General features: G+C 69.9%; 19 protein-coding genes. 13 read left to right on the plus strand and 6 right to left on the minus strand.

The window, feature by feature from the left end; all coding sequences use genetic code 11:
- Positions 1 to 76: 76 nt before the first annotated feature.
- The 4 genes from ABZ939_RS17765 to araD all read left to right on the plus strand — a co-directional run bounded on the left by ABZ939_RS17765 (position 77) and on the right by araD (position 5,504).
- Positions 77 to 1,123: a LacI family DNA-binding transcriptional regulator gene (locus ABZ939_RS17765; RefSeq protein ID WP_361855345.1), complete on the plus strand. Its 1,047-nt coding sequence runs from the start codon at positions 77 to 79 to the stop codon at positions 1,121 to 1,123.
- A gap of 332 nt (positions 1,124 to 1,455) precedes the next feature.
- Entirely contained in the window at positions 1,456 to 3,162 is a 1,707-nt protein-coding gene (gene araB, locus ABZ939_RS17770) for a ribulokinase (protein ID WP_361855348.1), read from the plus strand.
- A 75-nt stretch (positions 3,163 to 3,237) separates the two neighbouring features.
- Positions 3,238 to 4,746: an L-arabinose isomerase gene (araA, locus tag ABZ939_RS17775; protein WP_361855351.1), complete on the plus strand. Its 1,509-nt coding sequence runs from the start codon at positions 3,238 to 3,240 to the stop codon at positions 4,744 to 4,746.
- 44 nt (positions 4,747 to 4,790) lie between these two features.
- The gene (gene araD / locus ABZ939_RS17780) at positions 4,791 to 5,504 is read left to right on the plus strand and encodes an L-ribulose-5-phosphate 4-epimerase AraD (protein WP_361855354.1); all 714 of its coding nucleotides are present in this window, start codon (positions 4,791 to 4,793) and stop codon (positions 5,502 to 5,504) included.
- Between the two features lie 185 nt (positions 5,505 to 5,689).
- Here araD and ABZ939_RS17785 read toward each other — a convergent pair whose 3' ends face one another.
- The 4 genes from ABZ939_RS17785 to ABZ939_RS17800 form a co-directional block, all read right to left on the minus strand.
- On the minus strand, positions 5,690 to 7,132 hold the full coding sequence (locus tag ABZ939_RS17785; RefSeq protein ID WP_361855357.1) for an endo-1,4-beta-xylanase: 1,443 nt from the start codon (positions 7,130 to 7,132) through the stop codon (positions 5,690 to 5,692).
- Between the two features lie 744 nt (positions 7,133 to 7,876).
- Positions 7,877 to 9,367, minus strand: coding sequence for a family 43 glycosylhydrolase (locus ABZ939_RS17790; RefSeq protein ID WP_361855360.1), 1,491 nt, complete (start codon positions 9,365 to 9,367; stop codon positions 7,877 to 7,879).
- The gene (locus ABZ939_RS17795; RefSeq protein WP_361855363.1) at positions 9,364 to 11,583 is read right to left on the minus strand and encodes a glycoside hydrolase family 3 N-terminal domain-containing protein; all 2,220 of its coding nucleotides are present in this window, start codon (positions 11,581 to 11,583) and stop codon (positions 9,364 to 9,366) included. The genes ABZ939_RS17790 and ABZ939_RS17795 overlap by 4 nt, the downstream gene beginning before the upstream one ends.
- A gap of 9 nt (positions 11,584 to 11,592) precedes the next feature.
- Positions 11,593 to 12,606, minus strand: a complete 1,014-nt coding sequence (locus ABZ939_RS17800) for a LacI family DNA-binding transcriptional regulator (RefSeq protein WP_361855366.1) — start codon at positions 12,604 to 12,606, stop codon at positions 11,593 to 11,595.
- Positions 12,607 to 12,839: 233 nt separating this feature from the next.
- Between ABZ939_RS17800 and ABZ939_RS17805 the strand changes: the two genes are divergently transcribed.
- From ABZ939_RS17805 to ABZ939_RS17845, 9 genes are all read left to right on the plus strand, one after another.
- Positions 12,840 to 14,132: an extracellular solute-binding protein gene (locus tag ABZ939_RS17805; RefSeq protein WP_361855369.1), complete on the plus strand. Its 1,293-nt coding sequence runs from the start codon at positions 12,840 to 12,842 to the stop codon at positions 14,130 to 14,132.
- Positions 14,133 to 14,208: 76 nt separating this feature from the next.
- A complete protein-coding gene (locus ABZ939_RS17810; protein ID WP_361855641.1) occupies positions 14,209 to 15,114 on the plus strand; it encodes a sugar ABC transporter permease in 906 nt (301 codons plus the stop codon).
- Positions 15,111 to 15,941, plus strand: coding sequence for a carbohydrate ABC transporter permease (locus tag ABZ939_RS17815; RefSeq protein ID WP_361855372.1), 831 nt, complete (start codon positions 15,111 to 15,113; stop codon positions 15,939 to 15,941). Before ABZ939_RS17810 ends, ABZ939_RS17815 begins: the two co-directional genes overlap by 4 nt.
- A 69-nt stretch (positions 15,942 to 16,010) precedes the next feature.
- Positions 16,011 to 17,375, plus strand: coding sequence for a glycoside hydrolase (locus ABZ939_RS17820; RefSeq protein WP_361855375.1), 1,365 nt, complete (start codon positions 16,011 to 16,013; stop codon positions 17,373 to 17,375).
- A 26-nt stretch (positions 17,376 to 17,401) separates the two neighbouring features.
- Entirely contained in the window at positions 17,402 to 18,442 is a 1,041-nt protein-coding gene (locus ABZ939_RS17825) for an endo-1,4-beta-xylanase (RefSeq protein WP_361855378.1), read from the plus strand.
- Positions 18,439 to 19,485 carry a Gfo/Idh/MocA family oxidoreductase gene (locus tag ABZ939_RS17830; RefSeq protein WP_361855380.1) on the plus strand — a complete coding sequence of 349 codons (1,047 nt, stop codon included), beginning with the start codon at positions 18,439 to 18,441 and terminating at the stop codon, positions 19,483 to 19,485. The genes ABZ939_RS17825 and ABZ939_RS17830 overlap by 4 nt, the downstream gene beginning before the upstream one ends.
- Positions 19,482 to 20,342, plus strand: a complete 861-nt coding sequence (locus tag ABZ939_RS17835; RefSeq protein ID WP_361855383.1) for a PmoA family protein — start codon at positions 19,482 to 19,484, stop codon at positions 20,340 to 20,342. The genes ABZ939_RS17830 and ABZ939_RS17835 overlap by 4 nt, the downstream gene beginning before the upstream one ends.
- On the plus strand, positions 20,339 to 21,082 hold the full coding sequence (locus tag ABZ939_RS17840; RefSeq protein WP_361855644.1) for a cupin domain-containing protein: 744 nt from the start codon (positions 20,339 to 20,341) through the stop codon (positions 21,080 to 21,082). The genes ABZ939_RS17835 and ABZ939_RS17840 overlap by 4 nt, the downstream gene beginning before the upstream one ends.
- A complete protein-coding gene (locus tag ABZ939_RS17845) occupies positions 21,082 to 22,554 on the plus strand; it encodes a non-reducing end alpha-L-arabinofuranosidase family hydrolase (protein ID WP_361855386.1) in 1,473 nt (490 codons plus the stop codon). The genes ABZ939_RS17840 and ABZ939_RS17845 overlap by 1 nt, the downstream gene beginning before the upstream one ends.
- Positions 22,555 to 22,741: 187 nt before the next feature.
- On the opposite strand, the gene ABZ939_RS17850 is transcribed toward ABZ939_RS17845, so the two are convergent.
- Positions 22,742 to 23,245 (minus strand): N-acetyltransferase, encoded by a 504-nt coding sequence (locus tag ABZ939_RS17850; protein ID WP_361855389.1) that lies wholly within the window; start codon positions 23,243 to 23,245, stop codon positions 22,742 to 22,744.
- Between the two features lie 188 nt (positions 23,246 to 23,433).
- Positions 23,434 to 26,205, minus strand: coding sequence for a hypothetical protein (locus ABZ939_RS17855; RefSeq protein WP_361855392.1), 2,772 nt, complete (start codon positions 26,203 to 26,205; stop codon positions 23,434 to 23,436).
- Between the last annotated feature and the right edge of the window lie 5 nt (positions 26,206 to 26,210).

Here is a 26,210-nt window from a genome sequence, read left to right on the forward strand (position 1 = left end):
AACAGCGTGATACAAGAGGCGCTAAGGTTTTTCTCGTATCGATACACAGCCGTAAGCAGGGAGAGGGGAGGCAAACGTGGCGCATCCCGCGGAAGACGTCCGCCCGCCGACGATGGCCGACGTCGCACGGGAGGCAGGGGTCTCCCATCAGACCGTCTCCCGGGTGCTGAGCGGTCACCCCAACGTGCGCGCGGTCACCCGGGAGCAGGTCACCCTGGCCATCGAGCGGCTCGGCTACCGCCGCAACTCCGCCGCACGTGCCCTGGTGACGCGCCGTACGAGGACGCTGGGTGTCATCGCCGTCAACACCGCCCTGTACGGGCCTGCCAGCACCCTGACCGGCCTGGAGGGGGCGGCTCGGGAGGAGGGCTACCTCGTCTCGACCGTCAGTCTGCGCACCGGAGGGGGGCAGGGGCTCAAGGACGCCATCGACCACCTCGCGGCCTGGGGTGTGGAGGGTGTCGTAGCCATCACTCCGCAGCGCTCGCACGTGCAGGCGCTCGCCGAACTGGACGCGCCCTTCCCCGTGGTCACCGTGGAGGGCGGTCATCAGCTCGACCTGCCCGGGGTCTCCCTCGACCAGGAACTCGGCGCCCGCATGGTCACCGAGCACCTGCTCGCCGCCGGGCACAGCAACGTCTGGCATGTGGCGGGTCCCGACGACTGGCTGGAGAGCGAGGCCCGCACCGCGGGCTGGCGCGCCGTACTGGAGGAGAGCGGCATCCGGCCTCCGCGCGTCCTGACGGGGGACTGGAGCCCGCTGTCCGGGTACCGGGCGGGGCAGGAACTCGCGGGACTCGCCCTGGCCCGCCCTGGGGCGACGCCGGTCACGGCCGTCTTCGTCGCCAACGACCAAATGGCGCTCGGCGTCCTGCGGGCGCTGCGCGAGGGCGGGATCCGCACCCCCGCGCAGGTGGCCGTCGCCGGCTTCGACGACATCCCGGAGGCCGAGTTCTTCCCTCCGCCGCTGACGACGGTCCGCCAGGACTTCGCCGCCATCGGACGCCGGAGCATCGGGCTCCTGGTGGACCACATCGAGGGTCGCGCCCGGAAGGCCGAGCACCTCCTGGTGGAACCGCAGCTCATCATGCGCGCGAGCACGCGCCCTCTGAACGAAGCCTGACGCGGAGGGCGGCTCTCGCCGCCGCCTCCTGGCCGCCGGTGGCGGGCCTCCTGCCGGCCGTTCGGCGTCTGGCCCACGCACAGCGCCGACCCGCCCGCGTCGGGCCCCGCCCGCTGCTCCGCTCCATCGGCCGCTACGCCCCTCCCCGCCACCTGCCGGACTCGTCGCGGCTCCCGGGGCTGCCCTGGCGTGCGAGTGAGCGCTCACCCCTGGGGCTCCATTCGTTGCTCGATGTTTCGATGGAACTGCGTCCAGCTCTTGTCCAACCCAATTGTGAGCGTTAACAATCAGGGGGCTCCTCTGGCCCCGCTCATGACGAGAGAGACCACATCGTGACCACACACACCCTTTCCGACCCCGCAGCCCGTCACCATCCCGAGGCGTGCACGATCGGAGTCGACTTCGGCACTCTTTCCGGGCGCGCCGTCGTGGTCAGGGTCCGGGACGGCGCCGAACTCGGTTCGTCGGTCCACGAGTACCGCCACGCCGTCATCGAGGACCACCTTCCCTCCACCGGAGCGCCCCTGCCCCCCGACTGGGCCCTGCAGCACCCCGAGGACTGGCGTGACGTCCTGCGTACCGCCGTTCCGGCGGCGCTCGCCGACGCCGGCGTCGATCCGGCCCGCGTCATCGGCATCGCCACCGACTTCACGGCCTGCACGGTCCTGCCGACCACCCCGGACGGCATCCCCCTCGCCCTGACGCCCGAGTGGGCCGACCGCCCGCACGCCTGGCCCAAACTGTGGAAGCACCACGCGGCCCAGGCCCAGGCCGACCGTATCAACGCCCTCGCCCACGCACACGGCGAGAAGTGGATCGCACGGTACGGCGGCAAGATCTCCGCCGAGTGGCAGTACGCGAAGGCCCTGCAGGTCCTGGAGGAGGACCCCGCCGTCTACGCCGCCTGCGCCCGCTGGATCGAGGCGGCCGACTGGATCGTCTGGCAGCTGACCGGCACCGAATCCCGCAACACCTGCACCGCCGGCTACAAGGGAATCCACCAGGACGGGGCCTACCCCTCGCCCGACTTCCTCGCCCGCCTCCATCCGGACTTCGCCGATTTCCCCGCCACCCGCCTGGAGCACCCGCTGTCCCCACTGGGCTCCCGCGTCGGCACCCTGAGCAGCCGGGCCGCGCACTGGACCGGCTTGCCCGAAGACATCGCCGTCGCCGCCGGCAACGTCGACGCCCACGTCGCCGCACCTGCGGCGGGCGCCGTGGAGAACGGCCGGATGCTCGCCATCATGGGCACCTCCACCTGCCACGTCCTCAACGGCACCGCCCTCGCCGAGGTCCCCGGCATCTGCGGGGTCGTCGACGGCGGCATCGTCGAGGGCGCCTACGGCTACGAGGCCGGCCAGAGCGCGGTCGGCGACATCTTCGCCTGGTGGCTCCGCCAGGGCGTCCCGGACCACTACCGCGCCGAGGCCGAGGCATCGGGCGAGAACCTGCACCAGCTCCTGACCCGCAAGGCCGCCGACCAGCCGGTCGGCGCGCACGGTCTGATCGCCCTGGACTGGATGAACGGCAACCGTTCCCCTCTGGTCGACCACCACCTCTCCGGAGTCATCGCCGGCCTCACCCTCGACACCCGGCCCGAAGACGTCTACCGGGCTCTGCTCGAATCCACCGCCTACGGCACCCGGGTGATCGTCGAGACCTTCGAGGGCGGCGGGATCCCCGTCGAGGAGTTCATCGTCACCGGAGGACTGAAGAAGAACGCGCTGCTCATGCAGATCTACGCCGACGTGCTCCGGCGCCCCGTCTCCGTCGGCACATCCGAACAGGGGCCGGCGCTCGGCTCGGCCATTCACGCCGCCGTCGCCGCGGGCGCCTACCCCGACGTCCGATCAGCCGCCTCCGTCATGGGAAGCGTCCAGCGCCACGCGTACGTGCCCGACCCCGCACGGGCCGACGCCTACGACGCGCTGTTCGGCGAGTACCGCGCCCTGCACGAGCACTTCGGCACCGGCGCGGACCTCCTCCTGCACCGCCTGCGACGGATCCGCAACACCGCACGCGTCGCCACCACCGGCTGACCGGGAAGCTTCCCCGCCCCCAGCCTCCATCGGCCCGACCTCCCCGCCCCCGCACCTCCGAGGAGCACACCCGACATGACGCTCGCCCAGCCCGACCGCGAGATCTGGTTTCTCACCGGCAGCCAGGCGCTCTACGGCGACGACACCCTGGCCCAGGTCGCCGACCAGTCCCGCGCCATCTGTGACACCCTCGCCGGCCAGCCCCAGATGACCGTCCGCCTCGTGTGGAAGCCGGTCCTCACCGACGCGGCCGCCATCCGCGCGGTCTGCCTGGAGGCCAACGCCGACGACCGGTGCATCGGCCTGATCGCCTGGATGCACACCTTCTCCCCGGCCAAGATGTGGATCGCCGGCCTCGACGCCCTGAGCAAGCCCTTGCTGCATCTGCACACCCAGGCCAACCGCCAACTTCCCTGGTCCACCATCGACATGGACTTCATGAACCTGAACCAGGCCGCCCACGGCGACCGCGAGTTCGGCTTCGTCCAGACCCGCCTCGGTGTCCCGCGCAAGACCGTGGCCGGCCACGTCTCCACTCCCGACGTCGTCGACCGCATCGCCGGCTGGGCCCGCGCCGCCCTCGGCCGCTCCGAACTCACCACCCTCAAACTCGCCCGGTTCGGCGACAACATGCGCGACGTCGCCGTCACCGAGGGCGACAAGGTCGAGGCGCAGCTGCGGTTCGGGGTATCGGTCAACACCTACGGCGTCAACGACCTCGTCGCCGCGGTCGAAGCCGCCCCCGAGGACACCGTCTCCGCCCTCGTCAAGGAGTACCAGGACCTCTACGCCCTCGCGCCCGAGCTGCGGCCCGGCGGTGAGCGCCACGACTCCCTGCGCTACGCCGCCCGCATCGAAGCCGGTCTGCGTACCTTCCTCACGGAAGGCGGGTTCCGCGCCTTCACCACCAACTTCGAGGACCTCGGGGGCCTGCGCCAGCTGCCCGGGCTCGCCGTGCAGCGCCTGATGGCGGACGGTTACGGCTTCGGTGGCGAAGGAGACTGGAAGACCTCCACCCTGCTGCGCACACTGAAGGCGATGGCCCACGGCCTGCCCGGCGGCACCTCCTTCATGGAGGACTACACCTACGACCTCACGCCCGGCCAGGAACTCATCCTCGGCGCCCACATGCTCGAGGTCTGCCCCTCGCTCACGACGGCGACGCCCACCTGCGAGGTCCATCCGCTCGGCATCGGCGGACGCGAGGACCCGGTCCGCCTCGTCTTCGACGCGGATCCCGGTCCGGCCGTCGTCGTCGGTCTCGCCGACATGGGCGACCGGTTCCGCCTCGTCGCCAACCGCGTCGACGTCGTCGCCCCGCCCGAGCCGCTGCCCCAACTCCCCGTCGCCCGAGCCGTCTGGCAGCCCCGCCCCGACCTGCGCACCTCCACCGAGGCATGGCTGACGGCAGGAGCACCGCACCACACCGTCCTGACCACCGCTCTCGGCGGCGAGGAGCTCGAAGACCTCGCCGAGATGCTGCGGACCGAACTCGCCGTCATCGACGAGGACACCACCGTCCGGCGCTTCTCGCGCGAGCTCCGCTGGAACCAGGCGTACCACCGTCTGGCCCAGAGCCTGTGAACACCCCCGCCGCCACCTCCACCCCCACCAGGACGGAGCCCTCCGTGAGCACCGCCGTTTCCAAGGAACTGCGCCGAGAGGTACTGGAGGCCAACCTCCGTATCCCCCGAGCCGGCCTGGCCACCCTCACCTGGGGCAACGTGAGCGGTGTGGACCGAAAGGCCGGCGTCTTCGTCATCAAGCCCTCGGGTGTGGCCTACGACGTACTGAGCGAGGAGGACCTGGTCGTCGTCTCCCTGTCCGACGGGAGCGTCGTGGAAGGCCACCTGCGACCGTCCACCGACACGGAGACACACCGGAGCCTCTACCTGGCCTTCCCCTCCATCGGAGGCGTGACCCACACGCACTCCACCCACGCCGTCGCCTTCGCCCAGGCCCGACGTCCGATACCGGTGCTCGGCACGACCCACGCGGACACCTTCAACGGACCCGTCCCCGTCACCGCGGCCCTCACCCCCCAGCAGTGCGCCACGGACTACGAGTACAACACGGGCCAGGTCATCGTGGACCTGCTGGACCGTGACGACACTCGGGCCCAGAAGGTCCCCGGCGCGCTGGTCGCCCACCACGGCCCCTTCACCTGGGGCGCCGACGCCACCACGTCCCTGGAACACGCCATCATCTGCGAGGCGGTGGCCGAGATGGCCCTCCACACCATCGCCCTGGGCACGGTCGAACCCCCGCAGCATGTCCTGGACCGCCACTTCACACGCAAGCACGGCCCGGACGCCTACTACGGCAACCCTCCCTCTGTCTGACCACACCGTCCCGGCCGCGGCGCGCACCCACCGGGCGCGCCGCGCCTGTCCCTCGGACCGAGGTGGACCACGACGAAGGGGAGCCAGGACGGTCCTGGCTCCCCTTCATGGTGCGGGCGTGTCGTCGCCGCCTCGGCGGGCGCAACGTGTGTCGCCGGCGCGGTTTCCCCTTTCGCTGGGGAAGGTCAGGTGCGGGTCCAGCGCTGGTTGCTGCCGTTCCAGCACGAGTAGAGCTGGATCAGGGTGCCGTTGGCGGTGCCGTTGGCGGTGGCGTCGAGGCAGAGGCCGGACTGGACGCCGACGATGGAACCGTCGGAGTTGAGGCGCCACTTCTGGTTGTCGCCACCCCAGCAGCTGTAGATCTGGACCTTCGCGCCGTTGCCGGTGCCGGCGGCGTCCAGGCATTTGTCGCCGTAGACCCTGAGCTCACCCCCGGCGGTGTAGGTCCACTGCTGGTTGGTGCGGTTGTTGCAGTCCCACAGCTGGAGCTGGGTGCCGTCGGTTGTGCTGGCTCCGGGCACGTCCAGACAACGGCCCGAGGCGACGCCCTTGATCTGTCCGGAGCCGGGGGAGGGAGTCGGAGTGGGTGTGGGGGAGGCGGCGTTGAGCGCGTTGAGGACGGAGGTGTAGGCGGGCTTCTTGCTGCCGTCGCCGTTGAACAGCAGCGGCGTGTGCTCTGCTCGCCACGAGTCGGTATCGCGCACACCCCAGACGGTGATGCCGACGCAGCGCGGGACGGCCAGGCAGTCGTTGGTCACGTTCGCGTAGGTGGTGGCTGAGGCGCCCTGGATGTCGAGTTCGGTGATGGCCACGTCGACGCCGAGGGCGGCGAAGTTCTGGAGGGTGGTGCGGAAGTTGCTGTTGTAGGGGCTGTCGCTGTTGAAGTGTGACTGGAAGCCGACGCAGTCGATGGGCACACCGCGCTGCTTGAAGTCCCGGACCATGGCGTACATGGCCTGGGTCTTGGCCCAGGTCCAGTTCTCGACGTTGTAGTCGTTGTAGCAGAGCTTGGCGGCCGGGTCGGCGGCGCGTGCGGTGCGGAAGGCGACCTCGATCCAGTCGTTGCCGGTGCGCTGCAGGTTGGAGTCGCGCCGGGCTCCCGAGGTGCCGTCGACGAATGCCTCGTTCACGACGTCCCACTGGCGGATCTTGCCCTTGTAGTGGGCCATCACGCCGTTGATGTGGTTTGTCATGGCCTGGCGCAGCGTGCTGCCGCTGAGGTTCTGCATCCAGGCGGGCTGCTGGGAGTGCCAGGCCAGGGTGTGGCCGCGCACCTGCTTGCCGTTCTGTACCGCCCAGTTGTAAACGCGGTCACCGGCGGTGAAGTTGAACTGGCCCTGCTGGGGTTCGGTGGCGTCGATCTTCATCTCGTTCTCGGCTGTCACCGAGTTGAACTCGCGGCTCGCGATCGTCGTGTACGTCGAGTCGTTGAGCCTTCCCGAGGCGATGGCGGTGCCGAAGTATCGGCCGCTCTGCGCCGCCGCGCTGCCGAGCGTGGTCTCGGCGGCGTGTGAGCTCAGCGGTGCCACCAGCACGGTGGCGGAGCCGAGGACGCCGACGACCAGCGCCGCATACAGGCCGCCGATTTTCCGGCGGACGGTGGACGGCGAAATAGTGGGTGAACGCATTATTGAACCTCCAGGACAGAAATCACGGAAGGATTCGAGTGCGGCAGAAGGAATCTGCGTCTGCGGCGTCCGCTCCATGGGAAAAGGGCGCGCACCGCCGGGACGCAATGATTCAAGGCCGGCACCGTGGCGCGCGGGCAATGGAGCGAAGCAGCCTCGGGACTCAGTGTGGAAACGCTGCAGGGACATGTCAAGAGTTTCGAAAGGGTTTCGAGAGTACGGTCCTTCGAGGTGATCCGGTAGATATTTTTGGAAGCCCGTTCCGTATCGAAAGTCTTTCGATGCGGAACGCCCCTGATCTGCGTCTACCGTCGAGTGGAGGTGAAATCGATGTCGCTGTCGGCGCAGTGTTCGCCGGATTTGATCAGAGACCCTTCGGGGGAATCCCGCATGAATGAGCGCTCCCCTCGGATCGCATCTCTGAGGTGTTGATTTCCGGCGCCCCCGTGCGGCCGCTCCGTTGAATCCGGGAGCGTGACCGCACACGTGATCCGCATATGCGTTCCAACGGCTCGACATTTTCCTGCGCGTCGGCCAGGAGTGCATCGCCGTGATGTACGGGAAGGCGGGTGACCGGCCCGAGCGAGCGCGCGCACGCACCCACCGGGCGTGGCGGGATGCCGAGTGGCCGCCGTACGAGGTCGACCACCGTTGCCGTGATGATTCGAGGGCCGGGCGGAGAGCCGGAGGGCTCTTGTCACCGACAGACGGCGAACGCCGTCCGCTCCCTGCTCGCGGGCGGCATCACGCGGTGGGCGCCTCCCGCCGGCGTCGCGGCTCCCCAGACGGTTCCTGCCGGTGCGGATAGTTGATGTCGAACCATGCGAAGTGGGCTTGGCTGGTGGAGGGGAGGCCGTTGGACGTGGCGTAGACGCCGAGCTGGACGCTGGTGAACAGCGGAGCGAGGAAGGTGGCTTCGACGGCGGCCAGGTCCTGCCAGGCACCGTCGGGTGCCGCGTAGAGGAAGGTGTGGCTGAAGCCGCGGATGCGGACTCCCAGACGAAGGGGGCCCGGGCGGACGGGAATGCCGGCTAGGACGTCAGGCCCGTGACGGAGGCTGAGTCCTTCCGTGGTGCGAAGGAGGAGGAGGTGGGCGTCGTCGTCGAGGACTACGGCGAGGCCGGCCTGTTCGCCCGGTGCGGCGGGGGTGAAGTGCAGTTCGGTGGACACGTCGCAGTCGTGTTGTTCCTGGGGGCGGGCCAGGAGGGACGGGACGGTGCGTTCGCCGAGGCGTTCGGGTCGGAGCTGGAGGCGGAGCCCGTCGCCGGTGGTCCAGAACGGCGCGCGTGGGGTGCGCAGGGTGCTCCAGTCGGCGGAGAGGGCGGCGAAGTCGTCGTGGAGACGGCGGCGAGGGGTCGTGTGGCCGACCGGGGAGAAGACCGGCCAGCCGTCGCTCCAGGTGACCCTGCTGAGGAAGGTCTCGCGGCCGATGGCGGAGCCCGGGCGGACGCCCAGGAGGACGGCCCGCCAGTCGCCGTACGGGGTCTGGACGAGGTCGGCGTGCCCGGTGCAGGTGACCGGGCCCGTGGCGGGAGGCAGCACCGGGTTGCCGGGGGCGCCCTCGTACGGGCCGGTCACGTGGTCGGCGCGGGCGGCCACCACACTGTGGTCCACATCGGTGCCGCCCTCCGCGGTGAGCAGGAGATAGGTGCCGTCGATCTTGTAGAGGTGCGGGGCCTCCGACCACCGGGCGCCCGGACGGCTTCCCGACCACAGGACGTACTCAGGTCCCGTCAGCCGTCGCTCGCGGGGAAGGTACTCACGCATCCAGATCTCGGTGCGGCCGGCGGTCTCGTCCAGGACGCGGGCGGCGGTGAACCAGGCACGGCCGTCGCCGTCCTCCGGCCCGTCGTCGAAGAACAGCGACGGGTCGAAACCCTCGCCCTCCAGCCGCTGCGGCTCCGACCACGGTCCCGCCGGGTCGGTCGCGGTGACGACGAAATGGCCGGGGCCGTCCATCAGCGTGCAGACGAGATGGAAGACCCCGTCATGGTGCCGGATCGTCGGGGCGAACAGGCCGCGTGAGGGCTCGCATCCGTCGAGGTCGAGCTGCGACGGCCGATCGAGGGCGGAGCCGAGACGCCGCCAGTTCACGAGATCGCGGCTGTGGAACACGGGAAGACCCGGGAACCATTCGAAGCTGGACGTCACCAGGTAGTAGTCCGCACCCACCCGGCACACGGACGGGTCGGGCCGGAACCCGGGCAGCACGGGATCACCGAAGGACGTGCTCATGAGACGGGAACGATCTCGACCGGCACGGAGAGCACGCGGTCGGCCGCCGGGTGACGTACGGGGCCGTACAGAGTGAAGGAGCCCCGCAACGGGAGATCGCCGCTGGACCGGCCGACGGCCACGCCGATCTCTCCGGGCTCCACCCTTCTGCGCAGGTCGAGCCCGGTGAAAGAGGTCCGGTCGGCATGGACGGAGAACGTGACCCGGGCGGCCGCGCCCGGCTGCAGCTCGACTCTGCCGAATCCGGCGAGCCACCTCTCCGGCCGGACGACGGAGGCCTCGGGGTCCGAGAGGTACAGCTGGACCACCTCGGTCCCGGCCACTTCTCCGACGTTGCGGACGGTGACCGAGACAGCGACGACCCCGTCCGTCGCGGCGACGGGTTCCACCGAGAGATCCGAACAGGTGAAGCCGGTCCAGCTCAGCCCGTGTCCGAAAGGGAACAGGGGGGTCGGGTCCACCGAGCTCCAGTCGGTGTGCCCGCCGAGCTTGGAATGCAGGTAGGTGCCGGGCTGTCCGCCGGCCTGGCGGGGGATGGAGACGGGTAGCCGGCCGGTGGGTTCCGCGGCCCCGCTGATGATCCGGGCCAGCGCCGTCCCGCCTTCCTCGCCGGGAAAGAACGCCTGGATCACGGCCGCTGCGCGTTCGGCCAGTGAGCCGAGCGCGTACGGCCGTCCGGAGACGATGACCAGGACGGTCGGCACTCCGGAGTCGAGGACGGTGGAGGCGAGGGCGGCCTGGTCGCCGGGCAGGTCGAGGGTCTCGGCGTCGCAGCCCTCTCCGGAGGTGCCCCGGCCGAACATGCCGGCCCGGTCCCCGAGCACCAGCACGTTCACCTCCGGATCGTCCGCGGCGACCGTGAACCCTGCAGCCGTGAGCGCCTCGCCAAGCGTCGGTATGTCCAGCCCCAAATCGCCGGGCAGCGCGACGTGGTTGGGGAAGGAGTAACACCCGAGGAAGGACTGGGGGTCGTCGGCGTACGGCCCGCTGATCGCGACCCGGCACGGCCGCAGCGGCAGCGTGCCGTCGTTGGCGAGCAGCACGGTGGACCGTTCGGCCAGGAGTCTGGCCAGTTCCCGGTTCTCCGGCGGGTCGAGGTCGACCGGCTCGGGCTTGACGGGTTCCCAGTCGGGGTCGAGCAGGCCGAGTTCGGCCTTCTGCCGCAGGACCCGCTCCGCGGCCCGGTCGATGAGTGCCTCGGGAACGTTTCCCGCTCGCACGAGTTCGGTCAGCGGCTCGCCGTAGCAGCGGGCCGTGGGCAGCTCGACGTCGATTCCGGCGGTCAACGCCAGCGCGCCGGCCACGCCGCGCGATCCGGCGACGCCGTGCCGGGTCTCCAGGAAGGAGACGGCGTAGTAGTCGGCGACGACCACACCGCTGAAATCGAGCTCACCCCTGAGCAGTTCGGTCAGCAGCCGTTCGTCGGCGGCCGCCGGGACGCCGTCCACGTCGGTGTAGCTGTTCATCACCGACCGGGCGCCTCCCTCGCGTAGCGCCCGTACGAAGGGCTCGACCAACACGTCGGCGAACTCGCGTGGCCCCGAGGCGACGGGGGCCATGTTCCGGCCGCCGCGCGAGGCCGAGTACCCGGCGAAGTGCTTGAGCGTCGCCACGATCCCGGCGCTCTCCAAGCCCTGCACGTAGGCGGTGCCGATCGCTCCAACGAGATAGGGATCCTCGCCGATGCACTCCTCGGTCCTGCCCCACCGGTAGTCGCGGACCACGTCGAGCACCGGAGCCAGCCCTTGGTGGACGCCGACCCGCCGCATCCCGGCGCCGATGGCGGCGGCCATCCGGCGTACGAGCCCGGGATCGAAGGACGCGCCCCAGGCCAGCGGGCCGGGGAAGACCGTCGCGCCGAACGTCATGAATCCGGTCAGGCATTCCTCGTGAGCGACCGCCGGGATCCCGAACCGGCCGGATCCGGTCACCTGCCGCTGGAGCGAGGCGAGCCGCTCCATTCCGGCTTCCGCGGTGATCGGCGCGGTGCCGTACACCCGGGTGAGCTGGCCGAGCCCGTGGACGACGATGTCGTCCAGGCCGGGCGCGGGCTCGCCGGAATCGTCCTCCATCGGCGCGACAGGTGCTCCCGGATCCGAGGGCAACGCCCAGAAGCCGGCGAGTTGCCCTGCCTTCTCCTCCAGCGTCATCCGTCTCAGCAGATCAGCGACGCGCGCGGACGCGGGCAGGAGGGGGTTGCGCCAAGGCTCGTTCAAGGGCTTCTCCTAGGGATGAGGCGGGGCGGTGGAGAGCCGGACCTTGAGCTCGGTCGAGAGCTCCATCCGAGGGCTGACCAGGGGCTGGCCGTCCAGAAGCTGGAACAGTGTGCGGGCGGCGACCCGGCCCATCTCCTCCAGCGGCTGGCGCACCGTCGTCAGCGGCGGTGACAGCCAGTCGCACATCGGCAGGTCGTCGAAGCCGACCACGCTGAGGTCCTGCGGGATGCTCAGTCCGCCCTGCCGGGCGGCTTCGTAGACGCCCATCGCCTGCTGGTCGCTACCGGCGAAGACGGCGGTCGGCGGCTCGGGGAGGGCGAGCAGCTCCTGGGCGCACCGGAATCCGCCCTCGTGCTGGAAGTCGCCGAACCGGATCAGGTCGCGGTCGACCTCGATTCCGGCCCGTTCCAAGGCGGTCCGGTATCCGTCGATGCGGGCCTGACTGCAGAGCATCTCTTTTCGTCCGCCGATCGCGGCGATCCGGCGGTGCCCCAGCTCCAGCAGGTGCTCGGTGGCGGCGAGGCCGCCCGCCCAGTTGGTCGCTCCGACGCTCGGCACGCCGTTGCCCGGCAGGTCGATCGGATCGATGACGACCAGTGCCACCCCGGCCCGTTCCACCTGGGCGCGCTGGGCGGAGGTGACCGAGGCGGTGACCAGGATGACGCCGTCGCTGTGGTGCAGAACGGGCAGTGCGGTCCAACTGGACGGCGTGGCCTCGCCCGGCGGGACGAGCGACACGACGGTGCCGACGCTCCGCTGGGCGCACTCGGCCTCGACGCCGCGCAGTATCTCCACCGCCCACGCGCTGTCCAGACCGCCGATGATCAGGTCGACGAGACCCGATCTGCGGGCTCTGCCCTGCCGGCCGGGTGGCAGGTAGTTGTGAGCCTGCAGCAGGCCCTCGATCCGTTCACGCGTCGAGGGCGCGACATCGGAGCGACCGTTGATCACCTTGGACACGGTGGCCTGGGACACCCCTGCTTCCGCGGCGATGACGGCCAGGGTCGGGCGCTGCTCGCTCAACTTCTCTCCTCTGCGCGGACGCCTTCGGCCGACGATAGGTATCGCAAACTTTCGATGAGTTTCCGGGCGGCCGGACTTGCTTGTCAAGCCTGTGAACAACCGCTGTTCGGAGATTAATTGGCGCGAGGTCTTGACCGGCAAGCCTCACGTTCCTAGTTTGTGGCAGCGCAGAATTCGAGAGTATTTCGAAACATTTTCGGGCACGAACCGGCATTCCCCACCCCGGAGGTCCCATGGCCAGCACCCTCCCGAGCCGACGAAGCTTCCTGGCGCTCTCGGGCTTGACCGCCCTGTCCGTCTCTCTGACCGCGGCCTGCGGAGCCGACGAATCCGGCGGCAAGCCGGCGGCCGACGGCAAGGTGTCCTTCGCGTGGTGGAACATCGCCACGACAGAACCGGGCAAGTCCCTCTTCCCGCAGATCTCCGCGGCGTTCACGGCCGCTCACCCGAACATCGCGATCGACACGACCTCGTTGGAGAACGAGGCGTTCAAGTCCAAGCTGACCGCCACCACCTCGTCGGGCAAGCTGCCCGACGTCTTCCAGACCTGGGGCGGCGGCGTGCTACGGCAGCAGGTCGACGCGGGGCTGGTCGAGGACCTCACCGACATCTTCGACTGGTCGTCCCAGCTCACCCCGGTCTCGCTGCAGGCGTATCAGTTCGAGGGCCGGACCTACGGGGTGCCCTACGACATCGGCATGGTCGGCTTCTGGTACAACAAGAAGCTCTTCGCCAAGGCCGGGATCACCGCCCCGCCGGCCACCTGGGCCGAGCTCCTCGAAGACGTCAGGAAGCTCAAGGCGGCGGGCATCACCCCGATCGCCCTCGCGGGCAAGGAGAAATGGCCGGGCCACTACTACTGGGCCTACCTCGCGATGCGCGTCGCCGGTCTCCCCGCGCTTCAACAGGCCGCGACTGCCAAGGACTTCACCGGCGCCGGCTTCGTCCAGGCAGGCGTCCACCTCAAGGAGCTGGTCGACCTCCAGCCGTTCCAGACGGCCTTCCTGGGGGCCGGCTACGCCACCCCCGGAGGGCAGGCCGCGACCATGGGCAACGGCAAGGCCGCCATGGAGCTGATGGGGCAGTGGGGACCCTCGGTGCAGAAGGACGCCGGCGCCGACCTCGGAGCGGACCTGGGCTTCTTCCCCTTCCCGACGGTCGACGGCGGTGTCGGCCTGGCCACCGAGGTGTTCGGCGGCGGCGGCGGCTTCGCGCTGCGCAAGGGCGCCCCGAAGGAGGCGCTGGACTTTCTGAGGTTCTTCGTCCTGGAGAACGAGTCCAAGCTGCTGGCCTCCAACGGCTACCTGCCGGTGGTCAAGGGCGCGGAGAGCCAACTCACCGACGCCAACAAGAAGGTGGTGGCCGACAGCCTGATCAAGGCGACGGGCTTCCAGCTCTTCCTCGACCAGGCCTATCCGCCGGCGGTCGGCCAGGAAGTCAACGACAGCGTCGCCGACCTCATCGCGGGCAGGAAGACGCCCGAACAGGTCACCACCTCGATCACCGAGGCTGCGAAGAGTGCCTAGCTCCGTGTCCACCCTGACCAAGGAGCGGACGGAGGGCGTCGTGCCGGCGCGCCCGCCGACCCCGGCCCGGTCGCTCCTGCGCGGCTGGGGAGAATGGGCTTCGGTCGCCTGGTTCCTCGTCCCGGCTCTGGTCCTCTTCCTCGTCTTCGTCCTCGCCCCGATCGTCGTCGCCGTCTTCACCGGCTTCTTCAAGTGGGGCGGGATCGGCCCCATGGACGACTTCGTCGGCTTCGCCAACTACGCCAAGCTTTTCGACGACCAGGTCTTCCTCGGCGACCTGGGGCGCGGGCTGTACCTGATCGTCCTGTCGATCACGGTCCAACTGCCGTTCGCCCTGTTCACCGCGGTCCTGCTCAACCAGAGGCTCCGCGGCCGGGCCGTCTACCGGATGCTGTTCTTCGCGCCGTACATCCTGTCCGAGGTGGTCACGGCGGTCCTCTTCACGATGATCTTCCTGCCCGGCGCCGGCATGGCCGACCATCTCGCCGGCCTCCTGGGCCTGGATGGGCTGCAGGGCAAGTGGCTCGCCGACCCCTCGACGGTCATGCCGACCCTCTTCGTGGTCATGATCTGGAAGTACTTCGGCTTCCACATGATGCTCTTCCTCGCCGGGCTGCAGGGCATCCCGGCCGAGATCCTCGAGGCCGCCTCCATCGACGGCGCCGGCGCCTGGCGGCGCTTCCGGCACGTGACGCTGCCGCTGCTCGGCCCGACGATCCGGATCAGCGTCTTCCTTTCGATCATCGGGTCCATCCAGCTCTTCGACCTAGTCTGGGTCATGACCGCGGGCGGCCCCAACCACTCCTCCGAGACCATGGCGATCGCGATGTTCCAGTTCGGGTTCAAGCGGTATCAGGTCGGCTACGCCAGCGCGATCAGCGTGGTCCTGTTCATGATCAGCCTGGTCTTCTCCCTCTTCTACCAGCGCTACGTGCTCCGCCGTGACCTGAGCGGGGCCGTCACCACAGGAGGCGGCCGATGAACGCCCGCGGGACGGCACGCGGCCTTTCGCTGCACGCCGTGGTCTGGCTGATCGCCGCGTTCGTCGTCGTACCGCTGATCTACGCGGTGATCTCCGGGTTCAAGAGCACCGGCGAACTCACGACGAACCCGTTCGGCCTGCCGGAGCAGTGGAAGGCCGCCAACTACACGGGCATTCTCGGCGAGGGGACGTTCTGGCGGCAGATCGCCAACAGCGCGGGCATCGCGGTCGGCACGACGTTCTGCACGGTGGCGGCCGCCGCGATGGCGGCGTTCGTGCTGGCCCGCTACGCCTTCCGGGGCAGGGAGCTGTTCTACACGCTGTTCACGATCGGGCTGATGTTCCCGTTCGCGGTGGCCGTCCTGCCGCTCTTCCTCATGCTGCGCACCTTCGGCCTGCTCGACAACCCGCTCGGGGTGATCCTCCCGCAGGCGGCCTTCGGGCTCCCCATGACGATCGTCATTCTGCGCGGCTTCTTCCGGACCATCCCGGCGGAGATCGAGGAGGCCGCCACCATGGACGGCTGCGGCAAGTTCCGCTTCTTCCGGAAGATCCTGCTGCCGATGGCGCGTCCGGCGCTCGGCACGGTCTCGGTACTGTCGGTCGTCGCGAGTTGGAACAACTTCTTTCTGCCGCTGCTGGTGTTCAACGACCCGAAATGGCAGACGATCCCGGTCGGCGTCCAGCAGTTCCAGGGCCAGTACTCGACCGACTACGCGCTCGTCCTCGCCTACATCGTGCTCGCCATGGTCCCCGCCCTCGCCTTCTATGCCGTCGCCGAGCGCCAGCTGATCGGCGGCCTCACCGCGGGCGCCACCAAGGGCTGACCCGTCCCGCGTGACCTCCACCCCCGAGGAGACCCTGTGAAACGCCTGACCGCCCTGACAGCCGTCTTAATGTTAGCGCTCACATCACAGGCCGCGGCCGACCCCGTGCGACCCCCGGCCCACCCCCCGCGCGCCGGCATCGACTTCCGGGCCGAACTCCAGCCCATCGACGGATTCGGCTTCTCCATGGCCTTCCAGCGAGCCGACCTGCTGCACGGCGCGCGCGGCCTCAGCCCTGCCAAGCAGCGCGAGGTGCTCGACCTGCTGCTCAGCAAAGAGAAGGGCGCGGGCCTCTCGATCCTGCGCCTGGGCATCGGGTCGTCGACCGACAGGGTCTACGACCACATGCCGACGATCCTGCCGGCCGATCCCGGCGGTCCGGACGCCATCCCGAAGTACGTCTGGGACGGATGGGACGGCAGCCAGGTCTGGCTCGCCAAGGAGGCCAAGGCGTACGGCGTCGAACGGTTCTTCGCCGATGCCTGGAGCGCCCCGGCCTTCATGAAGACCAACGGCAGCGAGAACGACGGCGGCGAGCTCCTGCCCGAATGGCGTCAGGCCTACGCGAACTACCTCGTCCAGTACGCGAAGTTCTACCAGCAGGAAGGCATCAGGATCACCGACCTGGGGTTCACCAACGAACCCGACTGGACGGCGACTTACGCCTCGATGCGCTTCACCCCGCAGCAAGCCGTCGACTTCCTCAAGGTGCTCGGGCCGACCGTTCGCGCATCCGGACTGAAGACAGAGCTGGTCTGCTGCGACGCAGCGGGCTGGGACCGGCAGGTCGCCTACACCGAGGCCATCGAGGCGGACCCCGCGGCCGGCAAGGCCGTGCGGACCATCACCGGCCACCGCTACAGCGGGCCGACCTCGGTCCCGCAGCCCACCGACAAGCACGTGTGGATGTCGGAATGGTCGCCGGACGGCGCCACCTGGAACGAGAACTGGGACGACGGCAGCGGCTACGACGGTCTCACCGTCGCGGCCGACATCCACAACACCCTGACCGTCGCCAACGCCAACGCCTACGTCTACTGGACCGGCGCGTCCCTCGGCGCGACCCGGGGGCTCATCCAGCTCGCCAACCCCGGTGACGACTACCGGGTGTCCAAGCGGTACTGGGCGCTGGCCGCCTTCAGCCGGTTCATCCGCCCCGGGGCCGTCCGCGTGCCGGTCACGAACGCCGACCCGGCACTGCGGATCACGGCCTTCCGCAACACCGACGGCAGCCGCGTCATCGAGATCCTCAACACCGCGACCACCGAGACCTCCGCCGCCTTCACCCTTCGCGGCGGGCGCGACCGGCACCCCGACGCCTACGTCACCGACGAGACCCGCTCCATCACCCCGGCCGCCGTCGTCTCCACGCGCGGTACGACCCTCACGGCCACGCTCGCCCCGCGCGCGCTGACCACGATCGTCCTCGACTGAACCGCCCGGCACCCGAGGAGTCATCCATGTCCCTGTCCCGGCATCTGATCGCCCTGTCCGCCGCCGTCTGCCTCGCGGCCGGCCTCGCCGCCGCGCCCGCGACCGCCGAACCACGACCCAGGACGCTCGCCGAACTGGCCAGGAAGCACCACAAGTACTTCGGCTCGGCCACCGACAACCCCGAGTTCACCGACGCCGCCTACCTGAAGCTCCTCGGCAGCGAATTCGGACAGACCACCCCCGGCAACGCCATGAAGTGGTACGCCACCGAACCCGAGCGCGGCGTCTTCGACTTCACGGCCGGCGACGAGGTCGTGGCCTTCGCCAAGGCCCACCACCAGAAGGTCCGCGGCCACACCCTCGTCTGGCACAGCCAGCTCCCGGCCTGGCTCACCGAACGCAGCTGGACCGCCGAAGAGCTGCGCGCCGTCCTCAAGAACCACATCCAGACGGTGGTCCGGCACTACAAGGGCCAGGTGATCCACTGGGACGTCGTCAACGAGGCGTTCAACGAGGACGGAACCTACCGCGAGTCGCTCTTCTACAAGACGCTCGGCCCCGGCTACATCGCCGACGCCCTGCGCTGGGCCCACGAGGCCGACCGGCACGCCAAGCTGTACCTCAACGACTACAACGTCGACGGGATCGGCCCCAAGAGCGACGCCTATTACGCCCTGATCAAGCAGCTGAAGGCCGAGGGCGTCCCGGTGGAGGGCTTCGGCATCCAGGGCCACCTCGCGCTCCAGTACGGCTTCCCCGCCGACGTTCAGCAGAACATGCAGCGCTTCGCCGACCTCGGGGTCGAGGTCGCGATCACCGAGCTCGACATCCGGATGAACCTGCCGGCGACCCCGGAGAAGCTCGCCACCCAGGCCGCCTGGTACGCCGACTACGTCAAGGCATGCCTGGCGGTCGAGAAATGCGTCGGCATCACCATCTGGGACTACACCGACAAGTACTCGTGGATCCCCTCCGTCTTCCCCGGTGAGGGCGCAGCGCTGCCCTACGACGAAAACCTGATGCCAAAGCCCGCCTACCACTCGATCAGGAAGGTGCTGGGCGGATGATCAGGACGGCGATCGTCGGAACGGGCGGGATCGCAGGCATCGGCCACGTACCCGCCCTCCGGGCGCAGGCGCACCGGGCCGTGATCGTGGCGGCCGTCGACGTGGACGCCGCGCGCGCCGAGGCGTTCGCGGCCGAACACGGCATTCCCGCGGTCTACAGCGACCTGCACACGATGCTCGAGGAGCAGAGTCCGGACCTCGTCCACCTGTGCACGCCTCCGTTCCTGCACGCCGACCAGGCAGTGGCCTGCCTGGAGTCGGGGGCGTGGGTGTGGTGCGAGAAGCCGGTGGCGCTGTCGCTGGCCGAGCTCGACCGGATCCGTTCCGCCGAAGGGCCCGCCGCCGCGGGCGCGGTGTTCCAGCACAGGTACGGCACGGGGGCCCGCTACCTGCGCGAGCGGATCGCGGCCGGGACGCTGGGCCGTCCGCTGGTCGCGCAGTGCGTCACGGCGTGGTACCGCGACGACGCCTACTACGACGTGCCCTGGCGCGGCACCTGGCGGAGCGAGGGCGGTGGCCCGACGCTGGGCCACGGCATCCACCAGATGGATCTGATGCTCGAGGTGCTCGGCGAATGGGCCGAGGTACGCGCGATGGCCGGCCGCCTGGAGCGCGACGTCCAGACCGAGGACGTGTCCACGGCCCTGGTCCGGTTCGAGAACGGAGCCATCGCGACGGTCGTCAACAGCGTCCTCTCCCCGCGCGAGGAGAGCTACCTGCGGTTCGATCTCACCGACGCCACCGTCGAGCTGCGGCACCTGTACGGCTACTCCAACGCGGACTGGACGTTCACCACCAGGTCGTCCGGCGTGAAGTGGGAGCCGCCGGACGACCTGCCCAGCTCGCACACCGCCCAGCTCGCAGCCTTCCTGGACGGCTACGAGGCGTGGATCCGGCCCGACCTCGGCAGGCCCACCATGGAACTGGTCACCGCCTTGTACAAGGCCGCGATCACCGGCCTGCCGGTCCGGCGCGGAGAGATCGACGCGGCCGACCCGTTCTACGGCTCACTCAACGGGGGACGCCCGGAGGTGTTCCGATGACGTTCGAACTCCTGGAGAACGAGGACTCGCTGATCGTCCGGGTTCGAGGCGTCGACCTCTTCCGCTACGTGCACCGGCCGGTCATGGATCCCTTCGAGGCGCCGAAGCCCTACCTGCATCCGGTGCGCACGCTCGCCGGCGACGTGGTCACCGGGTACCGGCCGCACGACCACCGCTGGCACAAGGGCGTCCAGATGACGGCGTCGTGGGTGTCGGGGCAGAACTTCTGGGGCGGCGGCACCTACCTGCGCGGCCAGGGCTACGTCGACCTGCCGAACCTCGGCACCATGCGCAGCCTCACCGTGTCCGCCGGAACGGGCCACGGCCGCGCCGTGATCACCGAGGATCTGGCCTGGCACACGATGGCGGGGGAGCACTGGATCGACGAGCGCCGCACGCTCACCGCACGTGACGTCGGGGCCGACTCCTGGACCCTGGAGGTCACCACCGCGCTGACCAACGTCCTCGACACCGCACTGGTGTTCGGCAGCCCGGGTACACAGGGCAGAGAGCTCGCCGGATACTCCGGCCTGTTCTGGCGCGGCCCGCGCGACTTCACCGGCGGCGACGTGATCGGCCCCGCGATGGGCGAGAAGGGCGACTGGCTGGCCTTCATCGGCACGCACGACGAGGTCGACCGTGCCTCCACACTCCTGTTCCTGGACGATCCGGACGCTCCCGGCCGCTGGTTCGTCCGCAGTGAGCCCATCCCCGCCGTCAACCCGTCCCTGTCGTTCGACGAGGAAGTGCCGCTGGCCCCGGGCGACACCCTGTCGCGCCGCTACCGGATCGTCGTGGCCGACGGCGCATGGACCCTTGCGCGCCTGTCCCGCCACGTCGCGGAACACTCGTGGTGACCCCGCTCCCCGGCGGCGTGGGGATCTCCGGGTTGACCGTGTACGACTGGGAGGCCGCCGACGGGCTGTGCGGAGGCACGCCCCACATGCACCTCGTCTGCTCCGAAGCCTACGTCGTCATCAGCGGCGAGGGCAGCGTCCAGACCCTCACCACCACCGGCTTCGCAGACACCCCGCTGCGCCCCGGCGACGTCGTCTGGTTCACCCCCGGAACGATCCACCGCCTCGTCAACGCCGGCGGCCTGCGCCTCCTGGTACTCATGCAGAACAGCGGACTCCCCGAGGCAGGCGACGCCGTCTTCACCTTCCCCGCGCCCGTGATGGCCGATCCCGACGCCTACCAGGCGGCGGCCGCCCTGACCGGCGACCCCGCCGCGGCGGCGCGCCGCCGCCGCGACCTGGCACTCGAGGGATTCCTGGCCCTGCGCGAACGCGGGCTGCGGGAGTTCCACACGGCGGCCCACCGCCTGAAGAGCGAGCTGCTGGACGCCTGGTGGATCCGCTGGCGTGACGGTCCGCTGGCGGCGACCCTCACGACCGGCCGCCAACTGGAAGCGCTGAAGACCGGAGACCTCTCGCACCTCGATCACGGCGAAGTGTCGCGACTGGAGCGCCCGGAGGACCCGCTCTTCGGCATGTGCGGCCTCCGCCACCCCTATCCCGTCCCCGTCCTCCCGCCGCGGCCGCTGCGCGGTTCGTCGGGGTCACCTCACCTCCGTCCCCCGAAGGAGCTCTTCTGATGAGATTTCGCCATCCACCCCTGGTCCTGGGCCTCGTACTCGCCGTCCTGTCGTCCTTGCTGCTTGGGGTCACTCTCCTCAGTGCCCCGCCCGCCGCCGCGGCGACCGTCGACACCAACGCCTGGTACACGCTGGTCAACCGCAACAGCGGCAAGGCCCTGGACGTCTACAACCTGGCGACCAGCGACGGCGCCCGCATCACCCAGTGGACCAGGAACGACCAGAACCAGCAGCAGTGGCAGTTCGTCGCCTCCGGCGACGGCTACTACCGCATCAAGTCCCGCCACTCCGGCAAGGTCCTGGACGTCCACAACCTTTCCACCGCCAACGGCGGCCCGGTCGTCCAGTGGACCGACCTGAACGGCACCAACCAGCAGTGGCGGCCGGCCGACAGCGCGGACGGCTACGTGCGGCTCATCGCCCGCCACAGCAACAAGGCCCTCGAAGTACAGGGCGCCTCCACGGCCGACAACGCGAACGTCGTCCAGTACGACGACTGGGGCGGGGCCAACCAGCAGTGGCAGCTCGTCAAGGTCGCCGGTGGCAACCCCGGCACCTGTGCCCTTCCCTCGACGTACCGCTGGTCATCGACGGGCGCGCTGGCGCAGCCCAAGGCGGGATGGGCCTCGCTCAAGGACTTCACCGTCGCCCCCTACAACGGCAAGCATCTCGTCTATGCGACGACGCACGGCGCCGCGGGAACGGGAGTCGGTTGGGGTTCGATGAACTTCACCCCGTTCACCAACTGGTCGGAGATGGCCTCGGCCGGCCAGAACACGATGTCGAGTTCCGTCGTCGCGCCCACGCTCTTCTACTTCGCGCCGAAGAACATCTGGGTGCTCGCCTACCAGTGGGGCAGGACTGCCTTCTCCTACCGGACGTCGAGCGACCCGACCAACCCGAACGGCTGGTCTTCGGAGCAGGAGCTCTTCTCGGGAAGCATCGCCGGCTCGGGAACGGGGCCCATCGACCAGACGCTCATCGGCGACGGGACGAACATGTACCTGTTCTTCGCCGGTGACAACGGCAAGATCTACCGGGCCGCCATGCCGATCGGGAACTTCCCGGCCAGTTTCGGCGCGACCTCGACAGTCATCATGAGCGACACGACGAACAACCTGTTCGAAGCCCCGCAGGTCTACAAGCTCCAGGGCCAGGACCGCTACCTCATGATCGTCGAGGCGATCGGTTCGCAGGGCCGGTACTTCCGCTCGTTCACGGCCACCAGCCTGAACGGTTCATGGACACCCCAGGCCGCGACCGAGAGCAACCCCTTCGCCGGCAAGGCCAACAGCGGCGCCAACTGGACCAACGACATCAGCCATGGCGAGCTGATCCGCACCGGCGCCGATCAGACCTTCACGGTAGATCCCTGCAACCTGCGGTTCCTCTATCAGGGACGCGATCCCAACTCCGGCGGCGACTACGGCCAGTGGCCCTACCGGCCAGGTCTGCTGACGCTGCAGCGCTGACGACGAGCCACCGCCCCGGCTCCGGTGTGGGGGGCTCGGCAGACGGCCGAGCCCGCCACGCCGGAATGACGGCGGCGCAGACGGACGAGGAGCCCGGCGCCTGGCGGAGCGCGGGTGGCTCCTTCTGGAGGCGTCGGGGGCGTTCAGTGCCGGCCGGCGGATCGAGATCGGTACGTGCAACAACCACTTACGTGTCGGGATGCTCCGGCAGGGTGAGCCAGTCCGACCAGGAGATCTCTCGGCCGAGGAAGCGCGGCTGCTCGAACGGCCAGTCGGCGGCGATCCACTGCGGCACCAGCGCATCGAGGGCCTGCTCGACCTTGCTGCCCACCAGCTCGTCCACCACCCACCAGGAGATCTCGCCGTCCGCGCCGGCCCTCTCCGGTGGGTCGATGTAGACACAGCCGAGCAGAGCTGTCTCCGCCGCGTCGAACAGCGCGTAGTTGAAGGACTGGTGTGCGGCGATCTCCTTCTCGTGCCGCAACAGGTCGGCCTGGTCTGCCTCGTAGGTCATGGTGGCCGCGGGCCAGCCCCAGGCCGGGCCGAAGATGGTCCACAGCCGCTCGCGCGAACCCATCACAGCCGGATAGTCGAGCGGGGTGTCCGCCTCCCGGATCGGCCGCAGGTGATGACCACCGCCCGGCAGCGGTACCAGGACGGGATGGACGAAGTCATCGGGAAGCCAGCTCATGGCGCCCGACCGTAGCAGCGCGCGGCCGTCCGCTCCCCTGGATTTTCCCCGTATACGACCTCGACACCATGACCGATGCCCACACCGGGGAGGCCGGCCACGGCGCGCGGCGCCGCGGTCATTCACCGAGGACACGCCACGGGCCGGGCCGTTCCCGGGCCCCCGCCCATGCCGTATGTTCGGCTCGCTCAGGAGCCGTCGGCGACCCTTCCGGTGAAGATCGGGCCGACTGGTGGCTCTTCGAAGCCGAACAGCTGGATCCGCACCACTTCCGCCCGTTCGGTCACTCCGTCCGCGATCGTGGGTATGGCCACCTCGGTGCTCAGCTGACCAGCGGCGACGGTGGACAGCAGGGACATTCCGGCCACCTTGGACAGGGGGCGCTCCGGGAGCGGCGATTCTCCGTAGTTCTCCATCAGCCACTGCGGGTCCACGTCCGTGCTGGACAGCTCCGCACCGTCGCCCGTCGGAAGGACGCTGAAGGGGACGAACATCTCGGTGTCAGCGGCCTCGGACAGGGACACCCGCCACGTCAGGCTCTGCCCCTCGGTGACCCGGTCCGCGACCGGTGTCACGGTGACCTCGGGCATCGGGTCGTCGTTCTGCACGGTCACGCCGCCGTGGTGGGAACCGACCACCGCGCCCCGCACCGCCTTCACGAGGAAATCGTGAGAAACGTCGTAGGAGTAGCGCGTGTTGCCCTCCACCTCCACCGGCAGGTCGACGAGGTTGCTGCCGGGGTGCACCGACACCAGCCGGGTCGTGGCCCGTCCGGTGATGGGGTCCAGGACGAACAGCCGGACCTGGCCGTTGCCCTGGCCGGAGACCCGCACCGGGACCTGGTAGGTCCGCGTTCCGGAGTTCCCTTCCTCGACTTTCAGACGGCCGATGTCGACGCGGGGGAGTGCGGTCGGCAGGACGGCCGGTGTGCCGGGGCGCCAGCCCCAGACGTCCATCAGCCAGGCCCGTCCGGAGCTGCTGCGCGGGGTCAGCTCCAGGCTTTCGACCCTCGTCAGATCCAGCCCGGCCCGGGTCGCGGCGGTCAGCGGCACGCGAATCTCCTGTCCCCAGTACGAGGCGGTACGGTCGCTCCCCGGCAACCCGTCGAAACGGACCCCGCCGAGGGTGACCCGGCGGCCGGAAGCGTCGGCGACCGACACATCCAGCTTGGTTCCGGTGGTGCCCGGCGGCACGATCACCCGCAGGGCCAGCGCCTCGGCGCCGGAGAGGGAGACCGGCTTCGCGGAACGCACCCGTACCGCGGACCCCGGTGTCGGCCAGCTCAGGGCCACCGCGTGGCGGCCCGGTTCAGGGCCCGGCTCCCACTCCGCGAAGTGCGGCGAGGTCCCGGTCCCGTCAGAGTTCAGGCAGGCGACCGCCGGGTCGGCGTCCACCGCCGAACACAGCCGTCCGCCGCTCACGGTGAGCGAGGTGTCCGGTACGAAGGCGGTGGTGCGGTGCGCCCCGACGGCGTGGGTGAGCACCCGTGCGGGATCGGCGGACGGTGCTCGCGTGTTCGAGCCGTCCAGCAGGGGTCGTACGCGGTCGTCGCCCGCGACGAACAACCGGGCCGCCGCGGCGATGTACGTGGCGCCCGCGGCCTGTTGCTGAACTGCCGTCAAGCGCGTCGCGCTACCCGGCGAGCACACCGGGTCCGATCGGCCGTCGTCCGCGAAGTCGTCCTCGGCCGGAGCCTTCGCCTGCCCCGGCGTCCACTCGCTGTTGAAGAAGTTGTGGTTGGCGCCGACCATGTAGACCGCGCTGTGCAGGGCGGCACCTCGGCTGACTCCGCGCGTGCCGTCCACGTACGTCTCGCCCTGCAGGTCGGCGACGTCGCCGTCGCAGCCCGGCAGGATGGTCATCGACGGCACGTCGGGGGCCGGGTTCTGTCCGAAGGCAGTGGGGCCGATCAGGGTGGTGCCTCGGATGCGCCAGCGCACCGGACCCCGGTATCCGTCCTGATCGGCGGGAGGCGGGGTGATGCTGTCCGTGGCGGCCTGGTTGACGCCCTCCCCGCCACGCGAGTGGCCCACCAGCAGCACCTGGGACAGGTCGGCCGTCGGTGCGGTGCGCACGATCGCCGGTGCCGGAGCCCGGTTCTCCGCCCAGTCCGCCCATCGGGCGAGGTGCAGCCGCACCAGGGCGGAACGGGCCTGGGCTCCGCCGTCCTCCAGCGCGTCCTGCGCGTTGATGCCGTTGGCGGAGACGGATACCGTCAGGTACCCCTGGGACGCCAGGAGTTCCTGGTCGCGCAGATAACCCCGGTAACTCGGCACCGGCGTCGAACCGGCCGGGCAGGGCCATACGCCCCAGCGGTCACCGTCGGCCGTGTAGCAGGTGTCGTGGCGGCCGTGCAGGAAGAGCGCAAGCGGCCGGCGGCCTGCGGCCCCGGTCGGGGCCACCACGACCGCCTGCATCTCCACGGGGGCGGAAAGGCCCGGCAGCCGCACCGAGGGCAAGGTGTATTCGCCGGTGGCCGTCCCGTAACCGCCCGCCTTGCCGGGGTCGACGGGGTTGGCCGGCAGCGCGGGCAGCTGCGTGGCCGCCGGGGCGGTGCGTCGCCGCTGCGCACCCGCGGCGACGCCGGCTGGATCCAGACGGCGTCCCCCCGCCCGTGCCTGGAGGTCCGCCGCCTGTCCCAGCCCCACACCAGGGAGGTCGAGCCGGAACGTGCGCCGGTCCTTCGCTGCCACCGGCCGGCCGAGAAAATCATCCCCGGCATAGAACGCGACACCGGCGTCGGTCAACGGCACCGGTTCCGCCGAGTGCCAGACCAACTGCTGTTTCCCGGCATTCCCACCAGTGATCTGCCAGCCGGACGGGAGCCGGCCGTCTCGGCTGACCTGCGACGCGGGCAGCCGAGGATCGGCAGCCTCCTGGGCGGCGGTCGGCCCTGGCAGTGCCAACGCTGTCGCGAGTACCGCCGCGGCGGCGATCAGCATGCGTCTCGTACGTATCAAAGGTC

The organism is Streptomyces sp. NPDC046712, assembly GCF_040645695.1.
In the GTDB taxonomy this organism is placed as follows: Bacteria; Actinomycetota; Actinomycetes; order Streptomycetales; family Streptomycetaceae; genus Streptomyces.